Below are 15,330 nucleotides of genomic sequence, written 5' to 3'. Positions count from 1 at the left end.
GCATGAAAGATTGCTTCGTCGTTCCTTCTCGCAATGACGACCTTTTAACAGATCGCCTAAGGTTGCTCGTAAATTTCGGCCTCAATAATACTTAAACCTCCTTTTAACTTTGTTTCTGCACGTTCTACCCCATCATCGAGCTTTTTACCGTTTACCTCTACACCAATATTCGAATTTTCTTTCTCTTTCCCTGCTTCAACCAGTTGTATGGTAACTGTTTTACCTTTTGTTGCTTTACACTTTGCGGTAAAATAACCCAAACTCGGTTTGCTATTGCCCTCAAAAACCACTTTACCATCAACCAGAATTTTTAATGGATAAATTTTGGTTCTAAAACCGTTCAGTTTTAAAGATACTGCTGTTACTATGCTTTCTTTTGCCAGTGTATATTTTATCCATGCGGTATTAAGCTTTCCGTCGTTTACCCAATCGCTCAGTTCGTTATCGTCGAAACTTAAGCTGGCTTTATCGCTATTGGCACCAGCTTCGGCTGTTATAATTTTGATTGATTTCCTCGAAACGGTGTAAGATGGATCAAGGGGCGTTGGCCCTTTGCTTAAGTTTGGTTTCAAACCATTGCTTGGTAACTGGGCAGATAAGCCGTTAACGGTTTTAACCGCTGTAGTTTCGAAAGAAAGGTTTGCAGGTTTTAAGCCTTCGGCTGTTGCTGTTAAATTAATTTTTCCGGCGGTGGTTGCCGATCGGATGAGTATCCTGTTTATGCCATTTTCTACCGGCAGGTTTTTAGCGAGAATATAATTATCCGGTCCTTGCGCTAAACCACCACGCCATTCGGCAGGGCCATCTAAATTAAAGCTGACCATATTTGAGGCTGTAGGACAACGGGTTCCATTTCCATCAATAACTTCAACCTGCACCAATATTACATCGGCACCATCGGCTTTAAAACCAGTCGGATTTTTTATTGCGGTAAGTTTTAAAGCAAGGGCCTTACCTGCTGTTGTTAATTGGGTTTCTGCCAGTTTTTTGCCTGCTGAAGAATATGAAACGGCCTTGATTGTGCCAGGCTGGTAGTTAATGTTTTTAAAGGTGAAAAGAAAGCCATTACTTTTTTCGCCAAAACCAAGCGATTTGTTGTTTACAAATAGCGCTGTTTTATCGCCACTGGCCACTACATATATGTTCTTTTTTACGCCGCTTTTATAATTCCAATGCCCAATTATATGAATGCCGGTTTTTTTGGCATCAACCCAGCCATCCCACATCACTTTTTGCGCAAAAAAAGCATCTTTTGGAATTCGCATGGCATCTACTTCGCCACTTCTGCGGTAGTTTTCTTCACCGCGGTGGTGGGTATTCGAATCTGAAAATATGATGTTTACCCCACCAGCGCTTACCCTGGTGCCCGTTCCGGGGCGTTCTTCGTAATATTCGTTCCAGCGGATTACATCTTCAATGGCAAAAGAATCCTGGTTGCGGTTATAATCGCTGGCATCGGCATCTTTATATTTAGGGCCGGCACCATTTACGTGGAAAGGTGGCGAATATTCATCCCAGTACTTTCTTAAAGCTTCATCTCTTGAGTATTCCATAGACCATACGGGCTTGGTTGCGCTTTTATTGATGTACAACATTTCGCCACCGTATTCGGCTTCCGGGATGTCCAGCATTTCTCTGGATCCGATGGCTCTGCCGCCGTTCGGATCGTAAAGGTTTCTGATGTCTTTCATTTCCTGCATATGTGCCGCACTGATTGATTCGTTTCCACACTCATAAAAAACGATGCTTGGGTTGTTGCGGTTATAAATAATGGCATCCGTCATTACCGCTTTGCGTTGGTTCCAGCGGGTTCCTGTTACATCTTTTTCCGAATCTCCGGCAGGCATGGCCTGAATTAAGCCCACCCGGTCGCACGATTCTATATCCTGTTTCCATGGGGTAATGTGCATCCAACGTACTAAATTGGCATTGCTTTCTACCATAAGTTGGTTGCTGTAATCGCTTAGCCAGGGCGGCACCGATAAGCCAATTGCAGGCCACTCGTTACTGCTGCGCTGGGCATAACCCTTCATCATCAATACACGATCATTTAGGTAAACCATTCCGTTTTTAAATTCAGTTTTCCTGAAACCAGTTTTGGTGCTGAGTTCATCAATAATTTCATCTGCTGATTTTAATCTCGAAGTAACCGTATATAAATAACCGTAACCCCAGCTCCAAAACTTCAAGTCATTTACTAATGCCTCTGCTTTTAAGGTTATGGTATCGCCAGCTTTAATAGTGGTTTCGGCTGATTTAAAAGTTTTAACAACTTGCCCGTCAAGATCTTTTAGCTCCACTTCGTAAATGAGTTTCCGATCGGTAGTACTTTCGTTTTTTACCTGAGATTGAGAAACAACCACCGCTGATTTTCCTTTAATATTAAAGTCTTTAGCGTAACAATAGTTGCCCGTTGTTTTTAAGGTAGAATATAGTGGAAGTGTTTGATAAATATTGCTTGTTACATGCAAGCGAACGTTTTTGGATATTCCGCCATAATTGGCGTTAAAATTTTTATCATTCCATTGGTAGCCAGAATTGGTGGCTTTTTCTTTATAGTTCCAGGCGTTATCGATTTTAACGGCGATTACATTTTCTTTGTTTGGAATAATCAAGGTGCTAATGTCGAAACCAAAAGCCATTACCCCGTTTTCATGTCTGCCGATAAACTTTCCGTTCAGGTAAAATTCTCCCGCCTGCCTAATGCCTTCAAACTCGAGGAATACTTTACTGTTCTGATCGGTGGCTGGAATGGTAAAATGTTTCCTGTACCATGAAATTCCTGTAGAAAGGTCTTCTATCGACTTTTTAAAGGCTTCATCTTCATTCCATGCATGGGGCAGGGTGATTGATTTCCACGTTTTATCATCAAGTTCAGTGCTTTCTGCACCAGGTAAATCTCCTACATACAGTTTCCAGTCTGGATTAAAATTATAGGTTTTGCGTGGATTGGATGATTGTTGCGCTGATGCAATAAAGGGCAGGAGCACAGCCATTAAGAAAAGGTAAATATGCTTCATTATAATTGGTTAGTGGGTTAATTTAATGAATAATGGTTTATCGCGGTTGCAAATAATTTCGCCATTCTGGTATTCTAGTTCTGCCAGTTGGATTACGCTCCTTCTTGTTGCTTCATTGTCGATACCTTTATTTTCGGGTGTTCGGCCAGGATGGGTAAAATAATAGATATAGGCTTTATCTCCGTTTACCACAACATCGGCATGACCGCCCATTACACCATCGTCGGTCCCTTTTCCGGGTTCCTGCAAAATATTTTTGGGCTGCCGTTTCCAGGTCAGCAGGTCGTTAGAAGAATATATTCCTAAGCCGTTCCAATTATCCACCACCATCCAGTAGGTGTTTTTCCAAAAGAAAACTTTCGGACCTTCGCAGCCTTTATCGCCGATCAGTTTTTTGCCGCTATCTTCCCAATGGTATAAATCTTTACTATCTGCATAATAGATCGATTTGCCTGCCATTTCGTTGTTGTAATACATTCGCCAGCCTTTGTTATCGGGCAATTTAAACACACAAGCATCAATACAGCGTTCGGAAGCAAGGTTTAATTTTGATTCGAATTTCCAATTTATGAGGTTTTTGCTGGTGAGGTGCACAATGTAGCGCGGGTGACGCCAATCTTTAAAAACGCCAGGCACATAGGTTAAGTACATGTGGTAAATCCCTTTATTTTCGATTACTTCTGGTGCCCAATGTGTATAATCAGTTAACCGGTATTGGATATCACAGGTATCGCGGTATTTCCATTTCACACCATCTTTGGATTCGGCAATGCCGATTCTTGTACCATGCACCCAGCTTACCCCATCAAGATTTTTAGCCTTAGCCCTTCGGTTGGTGTAAAACATAAACCACTTTTTTTTGCCTTCATTCCAAATCACCACCGGGTCGGCAGCTCCATCGTAAACAGGGTCGCTATACAATGGCTTAGGAACGGGTTGTATCTTCTTGCTTTTTTGGGCAAAAGTATGGGTGCAAAATAGCATTAAAAAGGCCAGCAGGATTTTATTCATCTCAAATTGGGTCAATATAGGAGTGTTTCAGTTTTCAATGGATTGAAAAACTCTTTATAATAGGAAATATTTGGTTAAATGGTTAAACGAGTTTAACGTTTAAAATTTAGAGGGCCATCCTGCTCTATCCTGTAGAACTCGTGCTTTAGTTATGATGATTGACTTTAAAGACTTTTCAAACGATTGAAATGCCAACTTAAAATTGGTTTATAGAAGTAACAATTGCAATACGTAAAAATTATCGGCAGGATGGAATTGCAATATAGCTTAGTGGGAGGTTGATGTTGATTAAGCATGTTATTTATTTGTATATGTTAACGTACCTTTGATTGTACATTAACCATAATATGAAAGTAGTAACAATTTCTTCACTAAGAACCAACATGAAAAGCTATTTCGATGAAATAAGTGCTACAGAAGACATTTTGATTGTGCCAAGAAATAACAATGAAGAGAATGCTGTTGTGGTAATTTCTATTAAAGAATACAATGCACTTACCGAAACGGCACATCTTATGTCAACAGAAGCAAATCGTAAAAGGCTGGAAAATTCGATTGAGAGTTTGAAAGCCTTTTCATAGTTTAGGAAAACCTGAAGCTTTAAAGCATAATTTAAAGGGATTTTTGTCTAGGCGGATTACAGGAGAGCACCGCTTGGTTTATCAAATATCAGGTACTAAAGGTAAAGATCAGCAGTGTGCGGTTATTCAATGTCGTTTTCATTATGATAAATAAAAAGTCATTAACAAAAAGAGCGGTTACCAAAAGGTAAACCGCTCTTTTTGTTAATGGTTAAACCCGGTTACCAACCAGGATTTTGCATGGCTTGTTTTTGTGCAGGTGTTAAAGGTTCGCCACTAATTTTAAGAACATCAAGGAAATTTTGCGGAATTGGCCTTAAGTAATGTTTGTTTTCTAATGGTTTGGCTTCAACATTAAAAGCTGCTGTGCGGGTAACAAGTGTTTTAGTACGGGCCAAATCTTCCCAACGCATCAACTCACCCATCAATTCTCTCGAGCGCTCATCTAAAATGAAAGCTTTAAATTTATCTTCATTCGAGGTGGCACCCACTTTATCGTAAAAATCTCTACTCGAGTTAAAAATATCGGCTTCGCTATTTAAGTGCATCGGTGTTAATGTACTTGCAGTAGTAACCGGAAGATTGTTAGATTCGAAATAAGTATTTTTATCCGAGTAGGATACAAATCCTGAACTGTTAACAGCCGCATTGGTTTTGTAAGCAATACCACCATCAACATAAGCAGAGCGATCTTCGCCATCTTTATAAGCAGCACGATCTCTTACCTTGTTTAAATATGGTATGGCCTGTGCATATTGCCCTAATCTTCCGTAAGCCTCTGCAGCAATTAGGTAGGTTTCGGCTAAACGGGCTAATATACCATCACGCTGGCCAAATTGTGAAGCAATTAAATTCCTCGAACCATCCATAAATTTAGAAAGGGCAGGGTATTGGCTTACACCATAATTTCCATGTGCGTTTAAATAACTTTGCGGCTGCCCTGCAAAATACCTCACATACATACTTGGTGCCCTTAATGTAATGTTTGTGCTTGTATAACGGGTATCGTTGGCATCATTTATTATGTAAAGGATCGATTCCTGTCCGCCGGTAAATTTAACCTGGTTAACAAGCGCAGGTGTAGGTGCTGTAGCTGCTGTCCATTTTGGTGCACCGGCAGGGTTATTGCATAAGTAACGTGTTTTAAAACTTTTCCAGAATCTCGAATCGTTTACCCGATCAAAAACATCGATAGCATAATCGGTTGATCTCATCCTTTGAAACTCACGGTCGCCGGGGATATCGCGTTGCATGCCAGGAAGATTTTGATAAACTGATGGATAATATAAATGTACCTGGTTTCCGTAGCGGCCTTGCGTTGCAGTATTGTTAGAAAACTGTGCTGCCAGAATTACTTCTTTATTGGCTTCATTCGGACCATCTACAGCTGTAAAATTCCATAAATCGCTAAAGTTTGTAGCCAATGTATGCTGGCCGCTGTTAATTACCAAATCAGCATATTTAACGGCATTCTGTAAATCGGCAGTTTTGGTATCAGCATTCCAGTCGTTATTCATTTCACTTGCACGAAATAAATATGCTTTGGCCAAAAAGTGTGCTGCGGCCCATTTGGTTAGTCTTCCGGTTTCGCCTGGAGTAGCAGGAAGCAGATTATAGGCTTGAATAAAATCCTGAATAACCTGCTCATATACTTCTTTGGCAGTGTTTCTGGTAAATTCTTCTTTAATGACTTCTAATGATTCGAGTTGTAAAGGTACACCGCCAAATTGTTTCACCAGTTTAAAATAATCGAAAGCACGCATAAAGTAACCTTCTCCTAAACGGGTATTTTTATTGGCTCCGGTATAATATACAGGCACATTTTTTATTACAATGTTGGCCGAATTGATGTTGGTATACATGTTGTCGAAAACTGCCTGTACATCGGAGTTAAATGAATTTAAGTTGCCATCATAAGAATTCCACATCTGCTCGGTTCTGTCGCCGCCCACTGTAAATTCATCAACGCCATAATTGGTACTGGTATAAGCCCAGGTATAATTGAAATGGAATTTTAAGCTTTGGTACATCCCGATCACCAACCCGTCCAAACCTTCCGTTTTTTGAAAATCAGCTGTGTTACGGGCATTGATCACTTCTTCATCCAAAAAGCTTTTTTTGCATGAGGTTGGTAAAATAATTGCCACACCAAGCAAGGCAACTGCCGTTATTAAATTTTTAATCTTTTTCATAATCAAATTCTTATGCTTTATTAAAAGCTTGCGTTAATTCCAAATACTACACCTCTGTTAAAAGTAGAACCACCCAAATCCGGATCGATCCATTTAACGTTCGAGTAAATCAGGCCAGGGTTAATGGCTTGCGCATAAACCCTTAAGCGGGATAAAGTGAGTTTCTTTGCCAGGTCTGAAGCGAAATTATAACCCAGGGATAAGGTTCTGATTTTGATAAAAGAACCATCCTGGTAGTTCATTGAGCTTTTGTACTGATCGCCTGCTGCACTGGCATAATTTGGTGCAGGGTAACTATTTGTTGGGTTTGTAGGCGTCCAATAATCGAGTACACGTTGTGCAAAACGACCTTGTAAGGATTCTGCACCGGTTTCGATCAGGAAGTTATAGCGGGCAACAATAAATACGGTTAAATCGAAACCTTTATAACCAAAAGTATTGGTTAAACCACCTGTCCAGCTTGGGTTGTAATGGCCTAATATCTGGCGGTCGTTATTGGCATCAATTTTATAATCGCCATTTAAATCTTTAACCTTGATGTTTCCAGGACTGAAAGTAAAGCCGTTTGTTTTGTATTTAGCAATTTCAGCCAGATCTTCTGGTGTATTCTGCCAAATGCCTTCTTTAACAAAATCATAAGCTACGCCATTGCGCTGACCGATAAAAAAGCGATCAAGAACCATGTTTCCGCCATTTAGCTTTACTATTTCATCTTTGCTTGTAGAGAAACTTAAGGTAGATTCCCAGCTAAAATCGCTTGTTTTAACGTTAACTGTATTTAAAGTCAAATCCAATCCTTTATTTTTAGTCGAACCGATGTTATCAAATGAATTAGGATAGCCATTAATGATTGGGATATTTTTAAGCAGGATTAAATCTGTTGTTTTCGATTTGTAAAGATCCAGTGATCCGCTGATTCTTCCTTTTAATATGTCGAAATCCAAACCGAGGTTATACTGTAAGGTTTTTTCCCAACTTAACAATTTGTTAGGAAAAGTGATCGGGTTGGACGATGAAGCATCAGATGCCACATAACCTATCTGCGCCGAACTGCCAAAGGTATAAGTGAGCGGTTGTAAAAGGCCGAGTGTGCTGCCAATGTCTACCGATGAGTTGCCTGTGCTACCTACACCGATTCTAAGCTTTAACTGATCAACCCATTTGATGTTTTTCATGAAATCTTCCTGCTCCAATCGCCAGGCCAATGCTGCCGAAGGGAAAAAATCCCATTTGTTGCCGGCGGCAAGCTGTGAGGCACCGTCCCAACGGGTTGATGCCGTTAACAGGTATTTGCTGTTAAAGCTATAATTTACCCTTGCCATATACGAGGCCAGTGTCGATTTTCTTAAATCAGTATCAAAGCCATCCAATGCGGTAACACTGCCAGCCCTCAATCCGTACCAAAGTGGTGCAATCAGGTTTATTTTACTGCCTGTTAATGATGATGATTCATCTTTAAAGGCCGATGAACTTTGCAATAAGGTTACCCCAAAATTATGCTTGCCGAGCGTTTTATCATAATACAATAAATGATCGAGGGTATAGGCAAATTTATTGCTTTGGTTTAATTGCGCATAGTTGTTTACCGAGCCAGGGATACCTGCATCGCGGTTAACTGATTTCGCATCCTGGTACCTGCCGTTGTAATAATTAGAAAAATCTGGTCCGAAATTAATACGGTATTTTAGCCCTTTCAAAATATTAACCTCTGCATATACAGATCCTAAGGTTCTTAAGGTTTTACGCAGGTTGATGTTATAATCTGCCTCCAAAACCGGGTTTTGAATATTGATATCACCACCCGGCAGGTTAATTCTATTGCCGCTTGCATCAAAAGGAACAGCTAAAGGAAGCATTCCACGCGCTGCAGCATAAATATTGCCAGCACCTGATGCACTTGCAGCAACGAAGCCATAATTCTGCAAGCCATAAGTAGCAGTTAAGTTAAGGCCCATTTTAAACCACTTAACGGGTGTAAGTTCTACACTTAATTTGCCGCTATATCGCTCAAAATCCTGGCCCAACTGTGTACCTGTTTGGTTTAAGTAGCCAAACGATCCATATGCTTTTATCTTATCTGTACCACCACTTACACTCAATACATGATCTTGCGTAATACCGGTTCGGGTAACAAGGTCGCCCCAATCTGTAGTAGGAACCAAACTGCCATCATAAACACCATTTTGCCAGCCCTGTGCAATGTTTGCAGTTACATAACTATCGTTAGGGAAAATACGGTTATCATCTGCCAGGGTAGGTACTGCCGGATAAGTGGAATTGGCATTGGCTAAAGGATTTAAATAGCCGACACGGCGATAGGCATCACGACGGAATTCGATGTACTGTGCCGAATTCATCATTTCCATTCTATCATTTAAAGTTTCGATGGTTGCTGTACCTACATAATCCATCGTTATTCTGCCGATTTTACCTTTTTTAGTGGTAACCAGAACAACACCATTTGCACCGCGCGAACCGTAGATGGCTGTTGCAGATGCATCTTTTAATATATCAATGGTTTCAATATCATTTGGATTAATGGCATCGATACCACCAGCTTGCAATGGGATTCCATCTACCACATAAAGCGGAGAATTGCTGGCTTTTAATGATCTTACCCCTCTAATTAAGATGCTTCCCAACTGCCCGGGGCGCTCGTTGGAAGTAATATCGACCCCGGCAGCCTTACCTTGTATGGCCTGTAATGCGTTTTGCACCGGTCTTGATCTAATCTCTTCTGCACCTACACTTACAACTGCTCCCGTTAAATCACTTTTTTTAACGGTGTTATAACCCACTACCACAACCTCATCCAAATCATTGCTTGCGCTTTTTAGCTGGATACTAATGGTTGTTTTGCCGCTAACTGGAACTTCCTGACTTGTGTAACCAATGTACGATACCTCCAAAACCGGGTTGCTCACCGTTGATGGAATGGTAATTGAAAATGCGCCATTCGCGTCAGTAGAAGTTACAATGGTAGTGCCCTTTACTTTAATGCTTACGCCAACCAGTGTTTCGCCTTTTTCGTCAACAATTTTTCCTTTTAAGGTAACATCCCGTTTGCTCATTGGGTTGTTTGCTTCTACCGTTAAAAGTGCTGTTTTTCGAATGCTAGCATCAGCATTTGCGGTGTTTGCGACGCATAATATGCACAATGCAGACATGCCTGTGATCAGGATTCTTTTGTAAGAAGAGCCCTTCCGTCGCTTTAAGTTTTCTGGATAAAAATTAAGATCCATAGTGTTATTGGTTTTATAAATATTTGGTTATTTGGCCAAATAGCGTATTAGATGTGATGCTATTTGTTTTTGAGGGCATATAATGATGTAATTTCCTCCACTTTTTGATGGATGGATTACAATGTTTAATGATGAAGAATAAGTTAGTTTATTGTTGTTATGGCTTGCTTAGCCTTCGCTTAATTGCTGTAGTGTAATGCTTTAAAGGTTAAATCGGATGGCCTTTACTGCAAACGGTTGCATGATGGTAGTTTTGTTTTTGTTGCCCATAATTGAAATGTTTAATTAAGAAACCTCTGTTTGATTTATACTTGGTTATACGAGATTAAAACATTTATTCGGGTAATCCGTCCTGCTCCATCCTGTAGCGCAATATTACCAGGGTTTGATGGGCTTAGAATTTGGCTTAATTTAAAGAGCTGTTATAGGGTGTTAAACAGAAAAAGGCAAACCATACGGGTACTGCCTGTGCATGATTAAATAAAATTACTGTGAATTTATAACTCCGGGTTACATTGTTTACCGTTCGACCCCGCTATCATTGATAGGCGCTAATAGAAAGCGTCGTCATCTCGACTGGAACGCAGTGGAACGGAGAGATCTATCAGGTTAGATTTTTCGACTACGTTCACTCGGCCCGAAATGTGTCTCTCAAAGGAAATCTACTTACCTGAAATTCTTCTGTCTATTATAAATAAATTAACCCTCATGGTAACGCATGATTTGAACTCCTAAATAGAATTATAACTGCGAACTGATTGTTTGCCCTTCAACTACATTTAGGGTAACAAATGATTTGAATTCCTAATTAGAACTAAAGATGAAAAACAACCTATTCTGTACGCTCAATACTAAATGCACGGTCTTCCTTGTTAAAGCCCACCTTCGGGTAATACTCAAAAGCGGTAGGTACCGATAGCAGCAAGAGCATACACTTCGGGCCGATTTTTTCACGGGTAATGGCAATCATTTCTTTACCAATTCCTGAACTTTTATATCCGGTAAATACTGCAATATCTGCCAGGTAAGCACACCAGGCCCAATCTGTAATGGTTCTGCAAATCCCAACAAGCTTATCTTCCTGCCAGGCCGTAACCAGTAAATCAGCATTTTTTAACATTAAAGCAATTCTTTCAGGTTCGGTTGGTCTTTTAAGTCCAGCTTGAATGAATAATTCAATCACTTCTTCAGGACTTGGAATCACGTCTAATTTGTAGGTAATGTTCATACACGCTAAAATACTGAATACGAAGATCAACGACGATAAATGGTGATTATTTAAAGTTTTTACTATATAGTACATCCAAATTCATCGTCAGTTTAACACAGCATTTACCTGCTAAAATCCTGTTACTATCAGTTAATTATTAGCTATTTAACTGTTTAGTATAAATTAACTTTGTTTTATGTTATTGTTTTTCTGGACTTTACAAACTAAATGATATAAACATTTCAATAGATCATCCCTATAAAGTGAATAATTCGAAATGGTATTTTTAGTAAAACAATGAAATAAGTGTATCCGCATTGTTTTTTAAATTTACTAGTTTGATTAACCAAGAGGCATTGTCAGTAAAATGGCATGCCTCTTTTTTATTCTTATTACAAAAAAATCATTTAAAAATGGGCGATTTTTGCGCTCTTTCTCTTTAAAATAGTTAATTCTATAACTCAAACTTTATCTTTCTTATAAGCGTTAAAGCCGTTGTTTATTTACTCATCATCGGTATTAATAAGGTTTAACAGATAATGCGTTTTCCATCCATCTTTAAAAATGTTTGATATTAACAATAAAGTAATGTAAAAAAGTCTTTGAAATTCATATGTTTGTAAAACAAAGTTTAGTATTTGTTAACTTTTGTAGGGTTAATATTTATCCCGTTTTACATTAACTTATCTCCTTTTAATAGAAAAAACCGCCGAATGGATACTAGTGTTTTACATTCACCTCATCAGCGCTCAGTTGTAGCTATGGATATTTGTTGCCAACAGCTGATACAAAAAATGGGCGGCAGGGCAATTGAAGAGTGGCGGGCATGTGATTACAATAGCCTTAGCAGTCAGCTTGGAAAACAAACTAAAGTTTATTTAAGTATAAATACATTAAAAAGACTGTTTGGCCAGTTGAAAACGCCACAACGGTATTTCCCGCAAAAAGCTACAAGAGATGCATTGGCCCAATTTATCGGCTACCGCGATTGGCAGGAGTTTGAACTTGTGCATATGGCTACAGAATTGGCTGCGGTAAAAGCTCAAGCCAGTATTGAAGCTGAAGATGATATCCAAACTTTACCAGAAAATAAAATAAAACCCAAAAAACCACTCTACATTGTTTTAAGCGCCGTTCCGGTATTGATTTTACTCAGCGTTTTGTTTTTTTCTAGCTATAGGCAACATCCTGCAGATGTTAAATTAGTTTGCGAAAATCCGTATGGCTATGTACCCCATACAGCAGTTTTTAAGCTAAAATCCAGTAGGCCGATAAATGATAATGAAGCGTACAAGATCGATTTTATGGATGAGGCCTTGCAATCAACTATCAGTGGCAAAAAAGAAGTGGCAAAGTTTTTTAGAAATCCAGGTGTGGTTTACGCAACACTTTTATACCACGATAAACCTATTGATACAGTGGCTGTATACATGCGCACAAAGGGTTGGGTAGCCAATTCGGGTAACGATACCTCACGGGCCTATCCTATAGCGGGCTTAAAACCATTAAATCCGAATAATATTTATGTATCAAAAAAACAGCTCGATTCTGCTGGTTTATCTACAAGTAAACCATTTTTGGTAGGTTTTAGTAACATTAAGCCATCAAATATTAGCGGCGATAATTTTTCTTTTACTTGTAAGGTATTTTCTGAACAAAGCAGGCCGGGTACTCAGTGCGTAGAAACAACTTTTATTATTCTTGGAGAAAAACACCGCCATTTGCTTACCCTCAACCGCGGCAGTTGTGTTGCGTTTTCGCAATATAAATTTTCAGAAAAAAGAGTGATAGGCTCTGACCAGTTTTTAGGCGGCCTTGCCTTTGATCCCCTAAATGGCGGAGTTGTAGAAATCAGAGTTGAAAACAAAAAAGTTTCGATAATACTTAATGGAAAAAAAGCATTGTCTACCAGCTATAAACAATCGATAGGAAAGGTGATGGGTGTTAAAGTTTTATTCAGCGGAATAGGGAAGGTAATCTCACCTAAGTTGCAGGATTTATCCACAAAAGAAGTTTTCTGATCATAAGTTGGTGAGACAAATCTCGCCAATTGTAATTTCTATTTTTTTTGTTTATCCATTCTTTAGGTGTTTGTTGGCTAACGTGTTGTTTGTCAAAATTTTATACATCCATGGTTTTGTCTGTTTTTTGTACGTATAACTATATCCTTAAAATTTACATCGAGGTTAACTTAGGGTTACATATAATTTCACCATAGCATCTACAATTAAAACTGCCCATTGGCAGAGGCTTTCTCTAAAATATTTTAATCAAAATCAACAATTAAGTTTTATAAAAATTTTACCATAATCGCCTGATATGAAAAAAACTGTAACCCTATTTACATTATTTTGTACCATTATTCTGTTTGCATCATCGTGCAAAAAGGCAGAACTTGCCACCGAAGGCAGTACTGATGATGGAAATACTAAAAAACCAACTAAACTGGCTACCACAAATAGCATTATTACTCAAACCAGAAATCTGGCCATTGTTTACTTTATTCCTTCTGATTTAGATACCCTCCCAAATTGGAAAAAACGTTTGAGTGATGTAATGATTTATGCCCAGGGCTGGTACAGTAACGCAATGAACAATGCTGGATACGGGCCCAAAACATTTGGTTTAAAACAAGATGGAACCACTGGCAATGCAGAAATTGTACTCATTAGGGCTGCAAACCCAAAAGCCAGTTACGGAACAAATGGCTCGGCCTACACTACTGAGATTAATGCATATTTTGCAGCACACCCTACACTTAAAACCAGTAACCACGTATTGATTTTGGTACCCGCATTCGGTTATGACAACAATACCACCGAGGGCCCGCAACCTTTAGAAGGTGTACAGCCTTTTTATGGATATGGAAAATATTGTTTTGCAAACGATAACCCTTATATGGATATGGCCTTAAAAGGGGTGCTGAACCCTGGCCGAAACAATTTTGCCAAATGGGTTGGAGGAATGATGCATGAGCTTGGCCATGCCTTTAACGCCCCACACGATAGGCAATGGGCATCGCAAAATATTTATGCAAATGGCACAAATACCAATTATAAAGAACCAATAATGGCACTTAGTAATTATTACCTGGAAGTAAGGCCAACTTTTGTAACCGATGCAGAAGCAGCTATTTTTAACGCCTGCGAAGTATTTAATAATGATACTAAAACCTATTATGGAGCGGTAACTTCCAAAATAAATAAAATTTACGCCAACTACGATTCCGGCCTGGGTGCAATTGTGGTATCGGGTAAATTTACCAGTACCGGTACAGTAAACAAAGTACTGTATTATAACGATCCTAATGTAAATAACGAGGGAACAGGTACAAATAAAGATTACAATGCCATTACCTGGGCTTCCAGTGTGATTGGTACAGATAGTTTTAGGGTGGTAATGCCAATTGCAGAGTTGGCCGTTAAAACCAATGGTATACCCTACGAACTTAAGGTTAAATTGGTACACAACAATGGCGTTATAAACGAAACGATATACCCTTATACTTTTAATAACGGAATTCCTGTACTCGATTTTTCAACCAGACCGGAGTTGTCGAAAACGGGGTGGACTATTGCTGGTTTTAGCTCACAGGAAACCGCTGCTGCGGGTAAAGCTGTTGATGCAATTGATGGTTTACCTTCAACCTTCTGGCACTCGAGATGGTCATCTAATGCAGCTACTTATCCGCACTTTATTACTGTTGATTTAGGTTCTGTTAAAACAGTAAATGGCGGGTTATCACTCACTCAAAGGGAAAATGCCAGCAGAGCGATCAAAGATTTTGAATTACTGATCAGTAATGATGGAACAACATTTACCAGTGTTTTCAGTAAGCAGGCCGCTAATGGAGATGGTGTTCAGTATTTTGGCTTTAGTTCGTCAAAAACCTTTCGGTATTTCAAAATTATTGCCAGCAACTCATGGGATGGAACCCAAAATGCAGCATTGGCTGAACTGGGCTTATATTAATTCTAATAAAGGATAAATTGCATTCAACGTTGAAATTTTATCATCTGATTAATTTCTGCTAAAACGAATATAACAAAGCACAAATAATACCACCAAACCTTA

The 15,330-nt window shown here is 39.2% G+C and carries 9 protein-coding genes; 4 read left to right on the top strand and 5 right to left on the bottom strand.

Going from position 1 to position 15,330, the window contains the following annotated elements; all coding sequences use genetic code 11:
* Positions 1–56: 56 nt before the first annotated feature.
* Positions 57–3,020 carry a glycoside hydrolase family 2 protein gene (locus ACZZZW_RS20710; protein ID WP_463496280.1) on the bottom strand — a complete coding sequence of 988 codons (2,964 nt, stop codon included), beginning with the start codon at positions 3,018–3,020 and terminating at the stop codon, positions 57–59.
* 9 nt (positions 3,021–3,029) lie between these two features.
* On the bottom strand, positions 3,030–4,031 hold the full coding sequence (locus ACZZZW_RS20705) for a family 43 glycosylhydrolase (RefSeq protein ID WP_463496278.1): 1,002 nt from the start codon (positions 4,029–4,031) through the stop codon (positions 3,030–3,032).
* Positions 4,032–4,378: 347 nt separating this feature from the next.
* On the opposite strand from ACZZZW_RS20705, the gene ACZZZW_RS20700 reads away from it, so the two are divergent.
* Together ACZZZW_RS20700 and ACZZZW_RS20695 are read left to right on the top strand one after the other, a co-directional pair.
* A complete protein-coding gene (locus ACZZZW_RS20700) occupies positions 4,379–4,612 on the top strand; it encodes a type II toxin-antitoxin system Phd/YefM family antitoxin (protein WP_463496276.1) in 234 nt (77 codons plus the stop codon).
* Between the two features lie 43 nt (positions 4,613–4,655).
* Positions 4,656–4,766, top strand: a complete 111-nt coding sequence (locus tag ACZZZW_RS20695) for a type II toxin-antitoxin system YoeB family toxin (protein ID WP_463496274.1) — start codon at positions 4,656–4,658, stop codon at positions 4,764–4,766.
* A 67-nt stretch (positions 4,767–4,833) separates the two neighbouring features.
* Here the strand turns inward: ACZZZW_RS20695 and ACZZZW_RS20690 are convergent, their stop codons facing one another.
* The 3 genes from ACZZZW_RS20690 to ACZZZW_RS20680 all read right to left on the bottom strand — a co-directional run bounded on the left by ACZZZW_RS20690 (position 4,834) and on the right by ACZZZW_RS20680 (position 11,274).
* Positions 4,834–6,804 (bottom strand): RagB/SusD family nutrient uptake outer membrane protein, encoded by a 1,971-nt coding sequence (locus ACZZZW_RS20690; RefSeq protein WP_463496272.1) that lies wholly within the window; start codon positions 6,802–6,804, stop codon positions 4,834–4,836.
* Positions 6,805–6,824: 20 nt separating this feature from the next.
* Positions 6,825–10,046: a SusC/RagA family TonB-linked outer membrane protein gene (locus ACZZZW_RS20685; protein ID WP_463496269.1), complete on the bottom strand. Its 3,222-nt coding sequence runs from the start codon at positions 10,044–10,046 to the stop codon at positions 6,825–6,827.
* 832 nt (positions 10,047–10,878) lie between these two features.
* The gene (locus ACZZZW_RS20680) at positions 10,879–11,274 is read right to left on the bottom strand and encodes a GNAT family N-acetyltransferase (protein WP_055906129.1); all 396 of its coding nucleotides are present in this window, start codon (positions 11,272–11,274) and stop codon (positions 10,879–10,881) included.
* A 695-nt stretch (positions 11,275–11,969) separates the two neighbouring features.
* Between ACZZZW_RS20680 and ACZZZW_RS20675 the strand changes: the two genes are divergently transcribed.
* Positions 11,970–13,277, top strand: a complete 1,308-nt coding sequence (locus ACZZZW_RS20675; RefSeq protein ID WP_157255364.1) for a hypothetical protein — start codon at positions 11,970–11,972, stop codon at positions 13,275–13,277.
* Between the two features lie 298 nt (positions 13,278–13,575).
* Complete coding sequence (locus tag ACZZZW_RS20670) at positions 13,576–15,228, top strand: discoidin domain-containing protein (RefSeq protein WP_463496266.1); 1,653 nt, start codon at positions 13,576–13,578, stop codon at positions 15,226–15,228.
* Positions 15,229–15,330: the final 102 nt, after the last annotated feature.

The sequence above is a fragment of the Pedobacter sp. AC379 genome (genome assembly GCF_979258145.1).
Note: the sequence above shows the minus strand (reverse complement) of the source record. Positions and strands in the feature narration are given on the sequence as shown.

What these genes read in the sequence shown, in the direction of transcription:
- ACZZZW_RS20710 (WP_463496280.1), bottom strand. Translation starts at nt 3,020, where the DNA reads ATGAAGCATATTTACCTTTTCTTAATGGCTGTGCTCCTGCCCTTTATT.
- ACZZZW_RS20680 (WP_055906129.1), bottom strand. Translation starts at nt 11,274, where the DNA reads ATGAACATTACCTACAAATTAGACGTGATTCCAAGTCCTGAAGAAGTG.
- ACZZZW_RS20675 (WP_157255364.1), top strand. Translation starts at nt 11,970, where the DNA reads ATGGATACTAGTGTTTTACATTCACCTCATCAGCGCTCAGTTGTAGCT.
- ACZZZW_RS20705 (WP_463496278.1), bottom strand. Translation starts at nt 4,031, where the DNA reads ATGAATAAAATCCTGCTGGCCTTTTTAATGCTATTTTGCACCCATACT.
- ACZZZW_RS20685 (WP_463496269.1), bottom strand. Translation starts at nt 10,046, where the DNA reads ATGGATCTTAATTTTTATCCAGAAAACTTAAAGCGACGGAAGGGCTCT.
- ACZZZW_RS20670 (WP_463496266.1), top strand. Translation starts at nt 13,576, where the DNA reads ATGAAAAAAACTGTAACCCTATTTACATTATTTTGTACCATTATTCTG.
- ACZZZW_RS20690 (WP_463496272.1), bottom strand. Translation starts at nt 6,804, where the DNA reads ATGAAAAAGATTAAAAATTTAATAACGGCAGTTGCCTTGCTTGGTGTG.
- ACZZZW_RS20700 (WP_463496276.1), top strand. Translation starts at nt 4,379, where the DNA reads ATGAAAGTAGTAACAATTTCTTCACTAAGAACCAACATGAAAAGCTAT.